At 65.5% G+C, this 17421-nt stretch carries 14 protein-coding genes and 1 tRNA gene; 8 read left to right on the top strand and 7 right to left on the bottom strand.

Annotation, left to right across the window (positions count from 1 at the left end; translation table 11 throughout):
• The first annotated feature begins 59 nt into the window (after positions 1–59).
• The 4 genes from V9L18_RS04415 (at position 60) to V9L18_RS04400 (ending at position 4707) form a co-directional block, all read left to right on the top strand.
• Complete coding sequence (locus tag V9L18_RS04415; protein WP_337345963.1) at positions 60–1880, top strand: ABC transporter ATP-binding protein; 1821 nt, start codon at positions 60–62, stop codon at positions 1878–1880.
• Positions 1877–3745, top strand: coding sequence for an ABC transporter ATP-binding protein (locus tag V9L18_RS04410; protein ID WP_337345962.1), 1869 nt, complete (start codon positions 1877–1879; stop codon positions 3743–3745). Before V9L18_RS04415 ends, V9L18_RS04410 begins: the two co-directional genes overlap by 4 nt.
• Positions 3746–3837: 92 nt before the next feature.
• Entirely contained in the window at positions 3838–4554 is a 717-nt protein-coding gene (locus tag V9L18_RS04405; protein WP_337345961.1) for a GntR family transcriptional regulator, read from the top strand.
• Between the two features lie 76 nt (positions 4555–4630).
• Positions 4631–4707 (top strand) — tRNA-Pro (locus tag V9L18_RS04400).
• Between the two features lie 202 nt (positions 4708–4909).
• On the opposite strand, the gene V9L18_RS04395 is transcribed toward V9L18_RS04400, so the two are convergent.
• Positions 4910–5128, bottom strand: a complete 219-nt coding sequence (locus V9L18_RS04395) for a hypothetical protein (RefSeq protein ID WP_337345960.1) — start codon at positions 5126–5128, stop codon at positions 4910–4912.
• 132 nt (positions 5129–5260) lie between these two features.
• On the opposite strand from V9L18_RS04395, the gene V9L18_RS04390 reads away from it, so the two are divergent.
• The gene (locus tag V9L18_RS04390) at positions 5261–6535 is read left to right on the top strand and encodes a helix-turn-helix domain-containing protein (protein WP_337345959.1); all 1275 of its coding nucleotides are present in this window, start codon (positions 5261–5263) and stop codon (positions 6533–6535) included.
• Positions 6536–6631: 96 nt separating this feature from the next.
• Here V9L18_RS04390 and V9L18_RS04385 read toward each other — a convergent pair whose 3' ends face one another.
• Together V9L18_RS04385 and purD are read right to left on the bottom strand one after the other, a co-directional pair.
• The gene (locus V9L18_RS04385) at positions 6632–7585 is read right to left on the bottom strand and encodes a phosphoribosylaminoimidazolesuccinocarboxamide synthase (protein ID WP_337345958.1); all 954 of its coding nucleotides are present in this window, start codon (positions 7583–7585) and stop codon (positions 6632–6634) included.
• 1 nt (position 7586) lies between these two features.
• Positions 7587–8903 carry a phosphoribosylamine--glycine ligase gene (purD, locus tag V9L18_RS04380; protein WP_337345957.1) on the bottom strand — a complete coding sequence of 439 codons (1317 nt, stop codon included), beginning with the start codon at positions 8901–8903 and terminating at the stop codon, positions 7587–7589.
• Positions 8904–9006: 103 nt separating this feature from the next.
• Between purD and V9L18_RS04375 the strand changes: the two genes are divergently transcribed.
• The 3 genes from V9L18_RS04375 to V9L18_RS04365 all read left to right on the top strand — a co-directional run bounded on the left by V9L18_RS04375 (position 9007) and on the right by V9L18_RS04365 (position 12077).
• Positions 9007–10578 carry a molybdopterin-dependent oxidoreductase gene (locus V9L18_RS04375; RefSeq protein WP_337345956.1) on the top strand — a complete coding sequence of 524 codons (1572 nt, stop codon included), beginning with the start codon at positions 9007–9009 and terminating at the stop codon, positions 10576–10578.
• A gap of 65 nt (positions 10579–10643) precedes the next feature.
• The gene (locus V9L18_RS04370; protein WP_337345955.1) at positions 10644–11660 is read left to right on the top strand and encodes an asparaginase; all 1017 of its coding nucleotides are present in this window, start codon (positions 10644–10646) and stop codon (positions 11658–11660) included.
• A gap of 39 nt (positions 11661–11699) precedes the next feature.
• Positions 11700–12077, top strand: coding sequence for a sterol carrier family protein (locus tag V9L18_RS04365; RefSeq protein ID WP_337345954.1), 378 nt, complete (start codon positions 11700–11702; stop codon positions 12075–12077).
• A gap of 90 nt (positions 12078–12167) precedes the next feature.
• Here V9L18_RS04365 and V9L18_RS04360 read toward each other — a convergent pair whose 3' ends face one another.
• The 4 genes from V9L18_RS04360 to V9L18_RS04345 all read right to left on the bottom strand — a co-directional run bounded on the left by V9L18_RS04360 (position 12168) and on the right by V9L18_RS04345 (position 17036).
• Complete coding sequence (locus V9L18_RS04360; RefSeq protein WP_337345953.1) at positions 12168–13676, bottom strand: cation:dicarboxylate symporter family transporter; 1509 nt, start codon at positions 13674–13676, stop codon at positions 12168–12170.
• A 220-nt stretch (positions 13677–13896) separates the two neighbouring features.
• Positions 13897–14664, bottom strand: coding sequence for an SDR family oxidoreductase (locus tag V9L18_RS04355; protein ID WP_337345952.1), 768 nt, complete (start codon positions 14662–14664; stop codon positions 13897–13899).
• 27 nt (positions 14665–14691) lie between these two features.
• A complete protein-coding gene (locus tag V9L18_RS04350; protein ID WP_337345951.1) occupies positions 14692–15435 on the bottom strand; it encodes an aspartate/glutamate racemase family protein in 744 nt (247 codons plus the stop codon).
• A gap of 32 nt (positions 15436–15467) precedes the next feature.
• Positions 15468–17036 carry an NCS1 family nucleobase:cation symporter-1 gene (locus tag V9L18_RS04345; RefSeq protein WP_337345950.1) on the bottom strand — a complete coding sequence of 523 codons (1569 nt, stop codon included), beginning with the start codon at positions 17034–17036 and terminating at the stop codon, positions 15468–15470.
• Between the last annotated feature and the right edge of the window lie 385 nt (positions 17037–17421).

Genomic DNA, 17421 nt, shown 5'->3' with positions numbered 1-17421 from the left:
CATGGCATAAGGTAGTTGCTACGGGAAACTACATTCGATTTAGAGCTTGAGAAGCGGGCATGGCCAAGCAGACTTCATTTTTCAGATCCATTAGCCGTCTTTATCCTCACGTCAGGCCGATCATCCCCCGGCTCATCATGGGGCTCCTCTGTGCACTCCTGGCCAGTGTGGTCGCCCTGACCATCCCCCAGGTACTCCGGGTCCTGATCAACGACTCGCTCCAGGCCGGCGGCGCCACGGACGCCGTCTGGATTGCCGCAGTCATTATCCTGGTCCTGGGCATTGCCGAGGCTGTGCTCGTGGCCCTGCGCCGGCAGTTTGTCATCAACCCGGCAACTACCGTTGAAACCAGGATGCGCGTCTCCCTTTACGGGCACCTGCAGGACCTGACCGTGTCCTTCCATGACCGGTGGGGCTCCGGGCAGTTGCTTTCCCGTGCCATGACCGATCTGAACTTCCTGCGCCGCTGGATGGCCTTCGGCGCCATCATGCTGGTGGTGACTACCCTCACCGTCGTCATCGGCATTGCAGTCATGTTTTCGATGAGCTGGCAACTGGCCCTCATTTTCCTCGCTGCCGCGGTGCCCATCATGGCCTACGGCTTCCGGTTCCGGACCCGCTTCAGCAAGGTGGCGCGGCGCAGCCAGGACCAGGCCGGCGACCTCGCCACCACGGTGGAGGAATCCGTTCATGGCATTCGCGTCCTCAAGGCGTTCGGCCGGAGCCGGGAGGCCCTGGAGAACTTCAACGAGCAGGCCGAGGAACTCCGCCAGACCGAGATCTCCAAGGCCCGGCACCAGGCCACCTTCACCATGGTGGTCACCCTGCTGCCCGAACTCGCGCTGGGCACCGGGCTGGTGGTGGGCGTCATGCTGTGCGCCAGCGGCCAACTAAGCATCGGCGCCCTCGTGGCCTTCTTCGCCACTGCCGCCGTCATCGCGTCCCCGGTGGAGTTCTCCGGCATGCTGCTCGCCATGGCACTCACTGCCAAGACCGCCGTCGACCGCCACTTCGAAGTGATGGATTCGGCCAACACCATCACCAGTCCCCCGGAGCCACGCCGGCCCTCCGAGCTCCGAGGGGCCTTGCGGTTCAACCACGCCACCTTCGCCTTTGAGGACGCGCCGGACCGGCCCATCCTCAAGGACATCAACCTGGAGGTCCTGCCAGGGGAAACCATGGCCGTGGTGGGTATCACGGGCAGTGGTAAGAGCGCCCTGATCCAGCTGGTCCCCCGGCTGTACGACGTCACGGACGGCTCCATCAGCATTGACGGCGTAGACCTGCGCGAGTTCGACGTCGAGGAGCTCCGCCGCGTGGTGGGTGTCGCGTTCGAGGACACCACTCTGTTCTCAAATTCCGTCCGCGACAACGTGCTGCTCGGCGCGCAGGACCGAAGCGAGGAAGCACTGGATGAGGCCCTCGACGTGGCCCAGGCACACTTCGCGTACTCCCTCCCGGAAGGCGTGGACACGCTCATCGGCGAAGAGGGCCTGAGCCTCTCCGGAGGGCAGCGTCAGCGGATTGCCCTCGCCCGGGCCATCGCCGCCCGGCCACGCGTCCTGGTGCTCGACGATCCACTCTCCGCGCTCGACGTGCACACCGAAGAGCTGGTAGAGGCCCGGCTGCGTTCGGTGCTGAAGGACACCACCACGCTGATCGTCGCCCACCGGCCTTCCACGGTGGCGTTGGCGGACCGGGTGGCCCTGCTGGAGGACGGTCGCATTGCCGCCGTCGGAACGCACACGGAACTGCTGGCGGAGAACCCGCACTACCGCTATGTCATCGCCAGCCTGGACCAGGAACCCCGGGACCTGGATTCGGAACTGTCCGAACTTGAGGAAGAGGCCAACGTCGAAGCCGGGAAAATCATCCGATGAGCACTGCAACGTTCGGCACAGCCAACGAGGACAACGCCCACCTCAGCAAAAGCGACAGCAAAGCCGTACGACGGCGGTCGCTCGCCTTGCTGCGGTCACTGATCCGTCCGGTGCGGCTCAGGTTCTGGCTGACCATCGCCACGGTAGTGCTGTCCCAGGCCGCCCGCGTGGCGGGGCCGGCGCTGATCGCTTTTGGCATCGACCACGCTTTGCCCGCCCTGCAGGCAGGCGACAACTTCCCCTTGGTGCTCACCGGCGTCGGCTACCTGGCCGCCGCGGTAGCAACCGCCGCGCTGACGGCCCTTTACGTCACCTCCACCGCGCGGCTCAGCCAGGCGATGCTCCTGGACCTCAGGGTGCGGGTCTTCCGGCACACGCAGCGCCTCAGCCTGGAATTCCACGAAAAGTACACCTCGGGCCGGATCATCGCCCGGCAGACCTCGGACCTTGAGGCGCTGCGCGAACTCCTCGATTCGGGCGTGAGTTCCCTCGCCTCGGGCATGCTGTTCATGGTCTTCACCGCCGTTACGGTGTTCGCCCTGGACTGGCGGAGCGGGCTGATTGTCCTGGCCGCGGGCGTGCCCATGTACTTCCTCTCGCGGTGGTACCAGAAGCATTCCCAGATCGCCTTCCGTGAATCCCGGGTGGTGTCCGCCCGGCTGATCGTGCACTTCGTGGAGACCATGACCGGGATCCGCGCCGTGAAGGCCTTCCGCAAGGAACGCGAAAACGCCGAGCAGTACGGCCAGCTGGCCGAGGACTACCGGCGGGTCACCGTCCGCTCCATCAACCTCAACGGGATCTTCCAGCCCGGCCTGGTGCTGATCGGCAACATCTGCGTGGCAGCGGTCCTGTTGTTCGGCGGATTCCGGGTCCTTGGCGGGGACCTCGCCGTGGGGGTGCTTCTGGCCCTTATCCTGTCCACCAAGCGCTTCTTCCAGCCAGTGGACCAGATGGCCATGTTCTACAACTCCTTCCAGAGTGCCCAGGCCGCCCTGGAGAAGGTGTCCGGCCTGCTGGAGGAGGTCCCCACAGTCCGCCCGCCCAAGAACGCGGTGGCGCTGCGGGATGCCAAGGGCACGGTCGACTTCAAGGGCGTGGAGTTCCGCTATGGCGAGGGCCCGGTGGTCATCCCCACCATGGACCTGCACATTCCGGCCGGCCAGACCGTAGCGCTGGTGGGCCAGACGGGCGCCGGCAAGTCCACCCTGGCCAAGCTGATCGCCCGTTTCTACGACGTCTCCGCCGGCTCACTCACGCTGGACGGCGTGGACCTCCGCAACCTCAGCACCACGGACCTGCGCCGGAACATTGTGATGGTGACCCAGGAGGCGTTCCTGTTCAGCGGCTCCGTGGCGGACAACATCGCCCTGGGCCGGCCGGAGGCCTCCCGCGAGGAGATCGAAGAGGCCGCCCGGGCCGTCGGAGCCCACGAGTTCATCACCGAATTGCCCGAGGGCTACGACACCGACGTCAACAAGCGTGGCGGGCGCGTCTCCTCAGGCCAGCGCCAGCTCATCAGCTTCGCCCGTGCATTCCTGGCCCGGCCGGCGGTACTCATCCTGGACGAGGCAACCTCCTCGCTGGACATCCCTTCGGAGCGGCTCGTCCAGACCGGTTTGGCGCGCCTCCTGAAGGCAACGGCCGACGCCGGCACTGCCGCAGGTGCCCCCGGTTCCGCTGCTGCGGGCGGGGGCCGCACAGCGCTGATCATTGCGCACCGGCTGTCCACCGTCGAAACCGCCGACCGCGTGCTGGTGGTCCACGACGGCCGCGTGGTGGAGGACGGCACACCGGCGGACCTGATCGGCGGCGGCGGGCGGTTCGCCGACCTCCACGGCGCCTGGAAGGACTCGCTGGTCTGACCGGCCGGTGCCGGTGCCGGACGCCGGGCTCTGGGCCGCCGGGACCGGCTGGGGATCCCGGCTGGGGACCCGGCTGGGATAGCCTGAACCCCATGGGAGATGAGATGGAAAACGGCGCGGCTGAACTCCTCGCGGAGCCATTGTCCGAGCGCGTTGCCGAGGTGCTGCGCGAGAGGATCATCTCCGGCCAACTGCCGGCCGGCGGAAAACTGAACGAACGGGAACTGGCCGCAGACCTTGAAGTGTCCCGGATTCCCCTGCGTGAGGCACTGCCCCTGCTGGAGGCTGAAGGCTTCATTTCCACCGAACCCCGCCGCGGCGCCGTCGTCCATTCCTTCACCTACCGTGACGCGCAGGAGGTCTTTGACCTGCGACTGCAGCTGGAACCACTGGCCGCGTCATGCGCTGCACGGAGGGTTTCCGAGGGCGCCAGCCCTGCGGCGCTGCTGGACGCCCTGGAATCTGCCCGCACCGGGGTCAACGGCGTCCAGGCGTCCGGACGTAACTCGGACCTGCATGAGGAGATCGTGAAGCTCGCCGACCACCACCTTCTCCGGCGCATGACAGGCCTGATGAACGGTCGTGTGCGGTGGCTCTTCCGCCTGACGCCGGAGCGTGACACTCCCAAGATGTGGCAGGAGCACGCCGAACTGGTCCAGGCCATCGTCGAGGGCCAGCCGGCGCTGGCCGCCGCCCTGGCGTCCGCCCACGTAGAGCGCGGGCGTCACGATTCACTTCCCGTCCTGGCCGAACGCCTTCCGGCCAGCCCGGACGCCCCCGCAGGGCGCAGCCGTCGCCGCGCGCGCTGAGGCGGCGGGCCAGCGACCGGATTTCGCATCCGGACCCCGGATCGGCTATCCTTGTAAAGTTGCTTTTGCAGCGGATCGGGATGTAGCGCAGCTTGGTAGCGCGCTTCGTTCGGGACGAAGAGGTCGCAGGTTCAAATCCTGTCATCCCGACCAAAACAAAGAGGGTCTCCCCCGGGGAGGCCCTCTTTTTTGTTCCCGCATGATGCCAATTTGTTACCTTCTGTCATAAGCATTAGTCGCGTTGTGTCATCCACGCCGGGGTGTCATCGAGGTCGGGGTGTGATGCGGGCAAAGGAATGGCCCCGGACCATGGTTCGCATGGTCCGGGGCCTCGCCTCCCTTTGGTGAGGAGTGATTACATCGGGTCAGGCCAGTTGCCCACGTTCGTGGTGTACGTGGTGTCGCTGTCCTTGGTGTCCTTGGTCTTCTTGGACATGGGATCCGGCCAGTTACCTACGGCAACGGATACCCCCGTGGTGTCAGCAATGGAACCAGCCGACAGGACGGCCGGAGCCGCCGCAGAAAACGCCAGGGCCCCGGCCAGAACGGCTGCGGCTGCAATCTTCTTCAACATATAAGTTCCTCAATACGAGTCGGATTCGTTACAAAGTCAGCACTGTCCTTGTTGACATACATTGTAAAATGTTTTCCACAGGGACTGTCAAGCATTGAGTACAAAGACTGTCCGGAATTAGGAGGAAATCCCGTGGGCAACGGATTCGGGGAGAAGCTCCGGGCGGAGCGTCTCGAACGTGGGCTGACACAGGCTGAACTGGGCAAGGACCTGTATTCCCCCAGCTATATTTCCCTCCTCGAGACCGGCCGGAGGGAACCGACGGCCGAAGTTATCGAGGAACTGGCCCGCAGGCTGGAACTGGCGCCCAAGGCGCTGGAGGCCTGGAGCCAACCCATCTCGGTCAGCGACGCCGAATACGTCCTCGCCGGGCTCTACGCACGCCAGGCCTGGGACCTCAGGGACTACCCCCTGGCCGCCACGCACGCCGCCACCGCGGCACAAATAGCGCTGGAAGGCAAGAACACCAGCGCCTGGTGGAACATGACCTACATGCAGGCCGAGTGCCTGATCAAGCAGGGCAACTGGCAGGAGTGCCAGAAGATCATGCAGCACCTGCTCGAGCACCCCATGGCCACCGAGTCAGTGGGTCTGGGTGTGCGTGCCCGGCAGATGCTCGCAGGTATCTGCCAGGGACAGGGCCAGCTGAGTACCGCCGTCGATCACGCCATGGAGGCCGTGAAACTTTGCGCGAAGCTGCCCAAAGGTTCCACACTGATTATCGGCGCCCACCGGGCCCTGATCGGGGCGCTGGCCGAGAGCGGCCGGCTGGACGAGGCCTGGAAGTTCTGCCAGGACATGAACGACCAAGTGGACGAGCACTCCATGTCCCAGCTCGCCGGCGAGGTGGCCTGGGTGATCGGCAATGTGGCGTTCATGCGGCATGACTACGCGGAGGGCATCAAGTACCACGAACGCGCTGCCCGGATGCTCTCCCCCGCCAACGACATCGAACTCTGGGCGCGGTTCAACAAGGCATCCGCAGCAGTGCGCCTGTCCTCGGGAATCGTGGAGCCGGAAACGCTGTCCTCCATCGAGCGTGCCGAACTGGCGCTGTCCATCGTGGGCGGCAACAAGACGGACCAGCTGGAAGTGGCCTTCATCCGCGCGCGGTGGCTTTACCTCACCGGCGACATCATGGCTGCGATCAGCAAGCTCCGGGAAATCCACGCCGAATCAGACGCACTGGCCAAGCACACCGCCGGCGAAGTTTCGCTCCTGCTGGGCAAGTCGCTGAAAGCCGCCGGCGAGTCGGAGGAGGCCTTGGTTTACCTGGAGGAAGCACAGAAGGCATTCAGCGCGGCTGGCGCATCGGACCGCGTCCAGCAGGCACTCGACGCCGTCCTGGAGATCCGGCTGGCGCAGCAGCGTGCCGCGAAGGCGGCCAAGGCCAGCAAGGCAAGCTAGCCGGCTAGTCCAGCAACGCAGGCAATACCGGCAAGGCCCGCTCCCAGCGGGCCCAGCCGGTAGCCGGGCCCACCTGGAACGGGCCAGTGAACAAACCTAGGCGAAGGCCTGGCCCGTGAGCTTTTCGTACGCCTCAACGTAGCGGCTGCGTGTACGGGCAACGACATCTGCCGGCAGCGCGGGCGGGGGAACGTCCGAGGACCGGTCCCAGCCTGATTCGGCTGACGTGAGCCAGTCCCGCACGTACTGCTTGTCGTAGGATGGCTGCGCCTGGCCGGGCTGGTACGTGGCTGCATCCCAGAACCGGGAGGAATCCGGGGTGAGCACCTCATCGCCCAGGGTGATGGTGCCGGACACGGCGTCGTAGCCGAACTCCACCTTCGTATCAGCCAGGATGATGCCCCGTTCGCGGGCGATCTTCTCCGCGGTGGTGTAGATCTTCAGGGTCAGTTCGCTCAGCCGCCCCGCGATGTCGTCGCCCACCATGCCCACCATGGCGTCGTAGGTGATGTTCTCGTCATGGTGGCCCACCTCGGCCTTCGCTGACGGCGTGAAGATAGCGCGCTCCAGCCGGGACCCGTCCACCAGGCCCGGGGGCAGGGGGATGGCGCAGACTGTGCCGGACGCCTGGTACTCCAGCAGGCCGGAACCGGTGAGGTATCCACGGGCGATGCATTCCACGGGGAACATATCCAGCTTTTTGCAGATCATGGCGCGGCCTTCCACCGCAGCGGGAACCCCGCCTTCCACGGTGGAGGCCAGGACGTGGTGCTCCACGCCGAGCTGGTCGAACCACCACAGGCTGAGCTGGGTAAGGATCCGGCCCTTGTCCGGGATCTCGCTCGTCAGGACGTGATCGTAGGCGCTGATGCGGTCGCTGGCCACCACCAGGACACAGTCCTGGCCCACCTGTTCGCGGATGGAGTCGTCCGCGGGCTCATACAGGTCACGGACCTTGCCCGAGTAGACGTGCGTCCAGCCGGGAAGGTTCAGGGTGGCGGTGCTGAGGCCGCGCTTCTGTTCTGGTTCCTGCGGGGAGTTCTCGGTCATGCTAAGCCTTCGCTTTCGTCACGGGCAGGGATCCGGTGGCGCTGGAGGACACCTTGATCTCGCCGCGGGCTGCCTTGCGTCCGATGTCCGTCCGGAACTGGGAGCCTTCCAGCTGAACAAGCTCCACGCCGTCGTACGCCCTTTCGCGGGCCTCCACGAGGTCGCTGCCAAGGGCAACTACGGCGAGCACGCGGCCGCCTGCGGAAATCACCTTGCCTTCGTCGTCGAGCTTGGTGCCGGCATGGATCACGTGCACGCCTTCGAGCTCGTCCACCTTCTTGAGCCCCCGGATGCGGTCACCGGTGCGTGGCGTGTCCGGGTAGTTCTCGGAAGCAACGACGACGGCGACGGCGGTGTCCTTGGACCAGCGCAGCTCTTCGGCTTTGTCCAGTTCGCCCTTGGCGGCTGCCAGCAGCAGCGCACCGAGGGGGGTCTTGAGGCGGGCCAGGACGGCCTGTGTCTCGGGATCGCCGAAGCGGACGTTGAATTCGATGACCCGGGTCCCGCGCGATGTCAGGGCGAGGCCCACGAACAGCACGCCCACAAAGGGTGTGCCGCGGTGCGCCATCTCGTTGACCGTGGGCTGGGCTACGCGGTCGATGACTTCCTGCACCAGGCCTTCGGGTGCCCATTCCAGGGGCGTGTATGCACCCATGCCGCCGGTGTTGGGGCCTTCGTCGTTATCGAAGATGCGCTTGAAGTCCTGCGCCGGGGACAGGGCTACGGTGTTGCGGCCATCGCACAGGACGAAGAGCGACACTTCGGGGCCGTCCAGGAATTCCTCGATCACCACGGTGCCGCCGGCATCGAAGCAGGTCTGCGCGTGCGCGAGGGCCTCTTCGCGGTTCTTGGTGACCACCACGCCTTTGCCTGCGGCGAGGCCGTCGTCCTTCACCACGTAGGGCGCGCCGAAGGTGTCCAGGGCGGAGGCGGCTTCCTCGGCATTGGTGGCCACCAGGGCCATAGCCGTGGGCACACCGGCCTCAGCCATGATCTCCTTGGCGAACGCCTTGGACGCCTCGAGCTGGGCGGCGGCCTTGCTGGGTCCGAACACCGGAATGCCGGCTTCGCGGACGGCGTCGGAAACACCGGCGGCCAGCGGCGCCTCCGGGCCCACCACTACGAGGTCGACGGCCAGCTTGGTTGCCAGGGCCGCGACGGCGTCGGGATCATTTCCGTCAATGTTGTGGGTGGGGACCAGTTTGCTGATGCCGGCATTGCCCGGAGCTGCATGGACCTCGGACACGTTGGGGTCGGCGAGCAGGGAGCGGACAATGGCGTGTTCGCGGCCTCCGGGGCCGATGACGAGTACCTTCACAGTCTCCAAGGGTACTTCGTGAACCCGGAAGGCTCCTAAGCTGTGTCAGCTGCGAGGGCCTCGGTGGAACAATCCCCAACGCCGTCCGCTACGAACCAACGGCATGAAGAAGCTCCTGAAGTGGCTCAAGGGTCCAACCGCCATGGCTGCGCTTGCCGGTGCCGTGGCAGCCGCCGTCGTACTTGCCGTCGCCGAACTGATTGGTGCGTCCTTTACGGCGCGGGCCACCCCGGTGATTGCCCTGGGTTCCACGTTCATCGACTTCACGCCGCCTTGGATGAAGGACTTCGCCATCGCCACGTTCGGCACCAACGACAAGGCGGCACTGTTTGTGGGGATGGGCCTGACCATCTTCCTGCTCGCCTGCGTGCTGGGCGTGGTGGCCTACCGCAAATGGGCACTGGGTGTGGCCGGAGTTGTGCTGATGGGCACCGTGATCGTTGCCAGCGTGGTGACCCGCGCCGGCGTCAAACCCCTGGATGCCATCCCCGCCGTCCTGGGAACACTGGCCGGTTTGGTGGTCCTGCGGCTGCTGATCGTACTGGCGTGGCGGGTCAGGACCGGGCCCCCGGTTCCGCCGTCGGAAACCCCGACGGCGGAACCGGGGACGAGCCGCCGCAGGTTCTTCGCCGCCGCGGGCATCACGGCAGCAGCCGCCGGCATCGCCGCCACCGGCGGCAGGCTCCTGGGCGCGGCACGCAGCAACATCGCCCAGGCACGCAACGCCCTTCAGCTGCCCGCGCCGGTGAAGGCGGCAGCGGCCATACCTGCCGGGGTGCAGTCCCCTGTGGCCGGCGTGACCCCCTGGATCACCCCGAACGGGGACTTCTACCGGATTGATACCGCACTGAGCGTTCCGGAGATCAACGCCGACGACTGGGAACTCCGCGTCCACGGCCTCGTGGAGGAAGAGGTGCGGCTCACCTTCCAGGACCTGCTCGACGCCGACCTGATCGAATCGCACGTCACCCTCACCTGTGTCTCCAATCCCGTGGGCGGCAACCTCGCCGGCAACGCGAAATGGCTGGGGCTGCCCATCCGCGAGGTCCTCAAGCGGGCGCGCCCCACCGACGGGGCGGACATGGTGCTGTCCACCTCGATCGACGGTTTTAGTGCCTCCACGCCACTGGAAGTGCTGCAGGACGACCGCGACGCCATGCTGGCTATCGGCATGAACGGTGAGCCCCTGCCGCTGGAGCACGGTTATCCGGTGCGCATGGTGGTGCCCGGGCTGTACGGCTTCGTCTCGGCCACAAAGTGGGTGGTGGATCTTGAGGTCACCCGATTTGCGGACAGCAAGGCCTACTGGACGGAGCGCGGCTGGTCCGAGCGCGGCCCCATTAAGACGATGGCCCGGGTGGAGGTGCCCAAATCCTTCGCCAAGGTGCCGGCCGGCCGCGTGGCCATCGGAGGCACCGCCTGGGCGCAGACCCGTGGCATCACCAAGGTTGAGGTCCAGATCGACAACGGGGCCTGGGCCGAGGCCACACTCTCAGCGGAGGCGTCCGTGATTACGTGGCGCCAGTGGTCCTACGCATGGGAAGCCACCCCGGGACCGCACTACATCAAGGTCCGCGCCACGGATGGAACTGGCGAGATGCAGACAGACCAGCGCGCCGAGCCTGTACCTGACGGCGCCTCCGGCTGGCAGTCCGTGATGGTCACCGTGGAGTAGCCGGCATTCCCCGGGCGTCCATGGGCTTCCCCGGACATTCCCTTCAGGGGCCCTAGACTGGCAACATGCCGCACAACCCGCATGCCACCTTCACTGTGGACTCCGCCGTCGAACTGGCCGTCGTTGAGCGCAGCGGCTTCGTGGAATCCCGGCACATCGGCTCCGCGGTACTCCTGGCCACCGACGGCACCGTGGTGACTGAACTCGGCGACATCACCACCCCCATCTATGCCCGGTCCGCGCTCAAGCCGCTGCAAGCCCTGGCGTCCATGCAGGCAGGTGTGCCTTTGCGCGGCGCCCAGGTGGCCCTGGCCTGCGCCAGCCACGTGGGATCCCTCGATCACATGGACGTGGTCGAAGGAATGCTCAAGGCTGCCGGAGTCAAGGAAGAACAGCTCCAGTGTCCGGCCGCGTGGCCCCAAGACGAGACTGCCCGCAACTGGCTGGTCCGCTCCGAGCGCGGCAAGTCCAAGCTAGCCTTCAATTGCTCCGGCAAACACGCTGCGTTCCTCTGGGCCTGCACGGAAAACGGCTGGGACACGCACAGCTACCTCGAACCCAACCATCCGCTCCAGCAGGGTGTCCGCAGCGTGATCGAGGAGTATACCGGGGAACAGATCGCCCACTTGGGGATCGACGGCTGTGGGGCTCCGGTGGCCGCGGTCTCGCTGACCGGCCTGGCCCGCGCCTTTTCCCTGCTGGCCAAGGCTCCGGGGGACAAGAACTCCAATGCCCGGGCCGCCACCATCACCACCTCCATGCTGGACTACCCGTGGGCTGTACAGGGCCGCGGCGAGGCCAACACGATCGTGATGGACGAACTCGAAATCATCGCCAAGATCGGCGCCGAGGGAGTGCTGGTGATGGCCACCCCGCAGGGCGTCGCCGTGGCCATCAAGATGCTGGACGGCAACCTGCGTGCCACGTCCCTGGTGGGCCTGACCATGCTCGCCGCCGCCGGGGCAGTGGACATCCCGGGCGTCTCCAGTGTCCTGGAAAAGGTGGTTGAGCCCGTGATGGGCGGCGGTCGGCCCGTGGGCCGGATTCGGCTGGGACCGGCCGTGTCGGCCCTCCTCGACTGACGTTTTCCCTTCCCCACCTGCATTAAGGAGGCCGGCCGCATGGCTGTAGCGCGCCGTCGTATTGGCATTGAAGAAGGCACAGCGGCGCTGGCCGCGTGGCGGGAAGGTTCCGCGTCGGCGTCGGACGTTCCTGTCCCCCGCGCTGTGACCGCCACCGCGGTGCGATACACGCTGGAGGAAGTAACGGCCCGGGCCCCGGGCAACTCGGTGGAGGTGCGGGTGCCACCATTCGGCGTCACCCAGTGCGTAGAGGGTCCGCGGCACACCCGAGGCACCCCGCCCAACGTCATAGAGTGCGACGCCGCCACGTGGCTGGGCATGGTCACTGGCCAGTTGAGCTGGGCAGACGCGGTCGCGGCGGGCCGGGTGGCGGCCTCCGGGCTGCGGGCGGACCTCTCCGCCCTCCTGCCGCTGTAGCCAGTCGGCCCAGGGCCTGTAACCCGTTAAAGCGCAGGCCCCGCTCCGGGTCTTCCGGGACGGGGCCTGCGAACTGGGCGGCGTTGGCCGCTATTCGTGGACTGCGGGTGTTGGGCTCTCCTTGGCCGGGGCGGCGTGGGCGCCGGGCCGGCTCATCTGGAAGCCCGGGATGTCACCAGGGTTCGGGCCGCCGCGGAACTTGGGGGACGGCTCCTGGCCGCCGCTGATCCGCTCAAGCTCCTGGTCCTCGAAGACTTCCTCCACCCCGAGCATGATCGCGGAGTCGTGGTTGGTGATCTCGCCACGGAACGCGCGGACCATCACGCTGCGGTCAAATTGGCCTTCCCACTTGGAGACCACGAAAGTGGCCACGCAGTTGCCCAGCAGGTTGACAACCACGCGCATGGAGTCCATCAGCCGGTCAGCGCCGAGAAGGAGGGCGACGCCGGCCACGGGGAAGATACCCAGGGCGGCGGCGGTGGCGGACAGCGCCAGGAAGGATGACCCGGGGACGCCTGCCATACCCTTGGACGTCAGCAGCAGCACGCCAAGTGCGGCCAACTGCTGGCCGAGGTCCAGGTTGTGCCCGAACGCCTGCGCCAGGAAGAGCAGGGAGATGGAAAGGTAGATCGCGGCGCCGTCGAGGTTGAAGGAGTAACCGGTGGGGACCACCAGCCCGGTGGTGGCGCGGGAACAGCCGGCGTTGGTCAGCTTGGTCATGATGCGCGGCATCACGGCCTCGGTGGAAGCGGTGCCCAGGGCCAGCAGGAACTCTTCGCGGGTGTACTTCAGGAACTGCCAGAGGGGAACGCGGGCGAAGCCCCATGCCACCAGGAACAGGAGTCCAATGAAGACGATGGCCGCACCGTAGCAGGCGGCGATGAGCAGCGCGTACGTGCTGAGGGTGTCGAGGCCGTACTGTCCGATGATGAACGCCATGGCACCGAAGGCGCCGATCGGTGCCACCTTCATGATCCAGGACATGATCTTGAAGATGAGCTCCAGGACGGTCTCCATCAGGCTGATGACCGGCATGCAGCGTTCACGTCCGATGACCACGATGGCCGCGCCGAAGAACACCGAGAAGAAGAGGACCTGCAGGAGGCTGTTATTGGCGAAGGCGCCGATGACGCTGGTGGGAATGACATCCAGGATGAAGGCTGCCGCATCCTTCGGCGGGGCGTTGCCGGTCTTTGCATTCAGCGCTTCCTGGGAGAGGGTGCTGGGATCGATGTTCAGCCCGGCACCGGGCTGGACGATATTTCCTACCACCAGGCCGAAAACCAGTGCGAAAAGCGTGGCTGCTGTGAAGTAGAGAAGGGCTTTGACTCCGACCCTTCCGACCGCCTTGACGTCGCCTACGGCTGAGATGCCCGTGACGATCACCAGGAAAATCAGCGGCGCGATGATCATTTTGATGAGCTGGATGAAGCCATCACCGAGAGGCCTCAGCTGTGAGCCGAGGTTCGGCCAGAAATGTCCGATAAGAACACCTGCCACGACGGCGATCAGAATTTGGAAGAAGAGCGACCTATACAGGGGCTTCTTCTTCGACGGCGCCGAACTCGCCTTCAGCGCCGCGGAATCTGGGATCTTCATTGATCTGTACCTATCAATCGGGAACAGCCCCGGAAATCGGGGTCTGTTTCAAACGTAACCCCGGTCACATAATTCCGCAAGAGGAGAATCAATTTCCACATTGCGAAAACTTTGGAAGGCGGGCGGGCACGAATAAAGCCGCCATGAATTCCGGCATCTGCCCCCGGGAGCCCGGCGGCGGATGTCCGAAAACGCAGCGGTGAGAAGAAGAAGGGTGCGCTCAGCCCCGGCCGATGAAAGGCATGCCCGCGGCGGTGATGACCACGGAGCCCACGCTGGCCGACGCCGGCATGTTGGCCATAAGCAGCACCGCGCGTGCGGCATCCTCCACGGGGAACATGGGCTCAACCCGTCGGCTGCCGTCGGCTTGGAGCGCGCCCGAGCCCACCCCTATGGTGTCCATGATCTCGGTGGCGGTATTGCCAATGTCGATCTGGCCGCAGGTGATGCCAAAAGCGCGGCCGTCAAGCTCAATGCTCTTGGTCAGTCCCGTCATGGCATGTTTGGTCACGGCGTAGGCAACGGTCCTTGGCCGGGGCGAATGCGCCGAAATAGAGCCGTTGTTGATGATCCGCCCACCCTGCGGCTGCTGCGCCTTCATAGCGCGGACAGCAGCGGCGGCGCACAGCATGGAACCCGTAAGGTTAACCGCCACCGTGGCATTCCAGTCGGCCAGGCTGATCTCGTCAACGGAGGCCGCGGGTCCGAACACACCGGCATTGTTGAAGAGCACATCCACTCTCCCCCACTGCCGGCGGGTGGCTTCAAAAAGCCGTTCGACGTCGTCGGCAACCGTGACATCGCAGGGCACCGCAAGCGCGTTCCGGTGCCCATCCGCCGTTTCGCGAAGCTGGGCTTCCCGGCGCCCTGCCAGCGCCACGCGGTAGCCATCGGCGAGCATCAGCCGGGCCACTGCCCGGCCGATGCCCGACCCGGCACCGGTGACGACGGCGACCCGGGATTCTACTGGCGGGCTGTAGTCAGTCATGTTGGGGCCTTTCATAGGGAATTGCCGTCAGCGCACAGCCTCGGGTGCCTCGGACAACAAGGGCCAGCCTATGACAGTCTTCGGCCGCGGCGCCGCATAAGTGCGGACCTTGGACGTGGACAGCCTCATCCGGACCAGGCCTTCGGCGATGGTGACCGCCGAGGCCACACCGTCCACCACCGGAACGCCGGCGCGCAGCCGGATCGCCTCGTCCAGCCCGGCCATCCCGCCGCAGCCCAGGACAATGACCTCGGCCTTGTCTTCCCGGACCGCGATCAGTGCCTGCTCGATGATCGCTTCGACAGCCCGTTCCGGCTCCTCCTCCAGTTCCAGGACGGCCATTCCGCTGGCACGCACGGACGCGCACCTCGCGTCGAGGCCAGCCAGCTTCAGCCGGTCCTCGATCAGCGGCACCGCCCGGTCCAGGGTAGTGATGACGGAGTATTTATGGCCCAGGAACATTGCAGTGCTGGCAGCCGCCTCGGTGATGTCGACGACGGGCACGTCCAGGAGTTCCTGAAGGCCCTCCCGGCCGTGCTCGCCGTAGCCTGCCTGGATGACGGCGTCGAACGGTTCCGGGTAGCTGAGGACCCGGTCCATCACGGCGATCGCAGCAAGGTAGCTTTCAAAGTTCCCCTCGCACGAATCCGCACCGAACCTGGGCGTGAGCCCCACGATTTCCGTGCCGGGCGCGGCGATGCTTCTGGCCTGGGCTGCGATGGAATCGGTCATGGACTGCGTGGTGTTTACGTTGGCAACGAGGATGCGCATGTCTCTCCATGGTTCATAGCGTGGAACGCGTGTCAGTGCGTGCTGGCCACGGCGATGGGTTCGCCGTCGACGTCGTCGAACTGCTGCTTGCGGTCAGTGATCAGGTAGTACGTCAGGGCGCCCAGGCCCGCGCCGAAGAACCAGGCAAACGGCGCCGCGGCTTCCAGCGCTGGTACAAAGGCAATAAGGATCGCGACGGCGGACGCCGGGAGCAGCGCGATGATCGCCTTGGGATTGACGCCCTTCGTGTAGAAGTACGCTCCTGCCGGGCTTTCGCTGTAGAGCTCTGGCACATTGACCTTTCCGCGGCGGAGCAGCCAGTAGTCGGCCATGACAACGCCGAACAGCGGCCCCAGCAGTGCACCGAGCCCGCCCAGGAAGTACACGATCACCAGCGGGTTGTTGTAAAGGTTCCACGGCAGGATCACCAGGCCAATGGTGCCGCTCACCCAGGCGGCCTTCCGGAAGTCGAGTCGCTTGGGGAACAGGTTGGTGAGGGCGTAGACGGGCGCCACAAAGTTGGCCATCAGGTTCACGGCGATGGTCAGGATCAGGATGGCGAGGCACGCCAGCACCAGGAATAGCGTGTTGGGGATGCTCTCCACGATGTCCGACGGCGTTTCGATGATGGTGCCGTTGATTTTGTACTGCCCGCCGGCAAGGACCACCACGATGGCGCCGAACAGCAGCATGTTGATGGGGATACCCCAGAAGTTGCCGCGGACGATCGACTTCCTGGAGACAGCCGAGCGGGTGAAGTCGCAGAAGTTCAGGACGAACGTGCCGTAGATGGCCACCCACAGCGCGCCGCCGGCGAAGATGGTCCGCCACATCTCGCCGCCTTCGAGCCCGCGGATACCCGTCCACTGGATGGCGCCCTTCGCTTCGATGAAGACCCAGGCCGCGAGGAGCACCATGGTCAAGAGGATGACGGGTCCGGCGAATGCCTCATATTTGCGGATCATCTCCATGCCGAAGCTGACAATCACGAGCTGCACGATCCACAGTGCTACGAAAGCGATCCAGCCCAGCGTGGACAGGCCGAGGATGGAATTGGTGTCCAGCTCGTGCAGCGACGGAACCATGGCCACGAGCATGACCCGCAGCACCACTGAGGCCAGGAAGGTCTGGATGCCGAACCAGGCGACGGCCACCGCCCCGCGCAGCAGGCTGGCGAGCTGGGCGCCGCGGATGCCGAAGCTGATCCGACTCATGACGGGGAAGGGCACGCCGGTCTTCTGGCCCATGAATCCTGAGAAGCTCAGCAGCGCGAAGAGCAGGACGGCGCCGATGGCCAGGGCAGCGAGGATCTGCCAGCCGCCAAGGCCCAGCGAGAAAAGTCCGACGGCGAACGCGTAGTTGCCGAGGCTGTGTACGTCATTCGCCCACAGGGTGAAGATGCTGTAGCCGGTCCAACGGCGGCCCTGCCGCTTCGTCGGGGCCAGGTCCACGTTGTACAGGCTCGGGCTGATGGCCTGGCCGGAGGCGGCACTTGCGGTTTCGCACAGGGCGTCGATGCCGGTGGCCGGGTGGATCGGCTGGCCCGACAACGCTGTCGGGGCGGGAGCCGGTTCGACGCCGACTGGTGGGGTCGTCTGCATCTGGATCTCCAGTTCTGGGATTTCCGCGGTGGTGAGCCCCTGATCTGACGATCTCTGCTGTTATTCCACATCGCGAAATGAAGTTATTGAATAGTGAAATAAGAGTATGAGCTGCATCACCCCGGGTCAAGGCTGGGAGGCTTGGCCAGCGGTCACAATCGGTCCGCAGCGCAGCCATCGCCCCAAGGCGAGCGGGCCCGGCCTGGTCGTGTTGACCATGGCGCGGTTCCCTCGATAATCTCGAATCGTAAAATTGTTTTCTCACAATACGAAAACATAAGCCCTACATTCAAAGATGAAACGAGGCTGACGTGGCTGCAGGAGAAGATACCTCCCATATCCTCAGCGGGTTGACTAACCAGCTGCCTGATCGTGATCCGGAAGA

Source organism: Pseudarthrobacter sp. CCNWLW217 (genome assembly GCF_037203985.1).
Classification (GTDB): Bacteria; Actinomycetota; Actinomycetes; order Actinomycetales; family Micrococcaceae; genus Arthrobacter.
The sequence above is the reverse complement of the archived record's forward strand: the minus strand, read 5'-3'. Positions and strand labels throughout refer to the sequence as shown.

Coding starts and splice junctions, on each gene's coding strand:
- V9L18_RS04345 (WP_337345950.1), bottom strand. CDS start 17,036: ATGCAGACGACCCCACCAGTCGGCGTCGAACCGGCTCCCGCCCCGACA.
- V9L18_RS04385 (WP_337345958.1), bottom strand. CDS start 7,585: ATGACCGAGAACTCCCCGCAGGAACCAGAACAGAAGCGCGGCCTCAGC.
- V9L18_RS04405 (WP_337345961.1), top strand. CDS start 3,838: ATGGGAGATGAGATGGAAAACGGCGCGGCTGAACTCCTCGCGGAGCCA.
- V9L18_RS04410 (WP_337345962.1), top strand. CDS start 1,877: ATGAGCACTGCAACGTTCGGCACAGCCAACGAGGACAACGCCCACCTC.
- V9L18_RS04370 (WP_337345955.1), top strand. CDS start 10,644: ATGCCGCACAACCCGCATGCCACCTTCACTGTGGACTCCGCCGTCGAA.
- V9L18_RS04355 (WP_337345952.1), bottom strand. CDS start 14,664: ATGACTGACTACAGCCCGCCAGTAGAATCCCGGGTCGCCGTCGTCACC.
- V9L18_RS04395 (WP_337345960.1), bottom strand. CDS start 5,128: ATGTTGAAGAAGATTGCAGCCGCAGCCGTTCTGGCCGGGGCCCTGGCG.
- V9L18_RS04365 (WP_337345954.1), top strand. CDS start 11,700: ATGGCTGTAGCGCGCCGTCGTATTGGCATTGAAGAAGGCACAGCGGCG.
- V9L18_RS04360 (WP_337345953.1), bottom strand. CDS start 13,676: ATGAAGATCCCAGATTCCGCGGCGCTGAAGGCGAGTTCGGCGCCGTCG.
- V9L18_RS04375 (WP_337345956.1), top strand. CDS start 9,007: ATGAAGAAGCTCCTGAAGTGGCTCAAGGGTCCAACCGCCATGGCTGCG.
- V9L18_RS04350 (WP_337345951.1), bottom strand. CDS start 15,435: ATGCGCATCCTCGTTGCCAACGTAAACACCACGCAGTCCATGACCGAT.
- V9L18_RS04415 (WP_337345963.1), top strand. CDS start 60: ATGGCCAAGCAGACTTCATTTTTCAGATCCATTAGCCGTCTTTATCCT.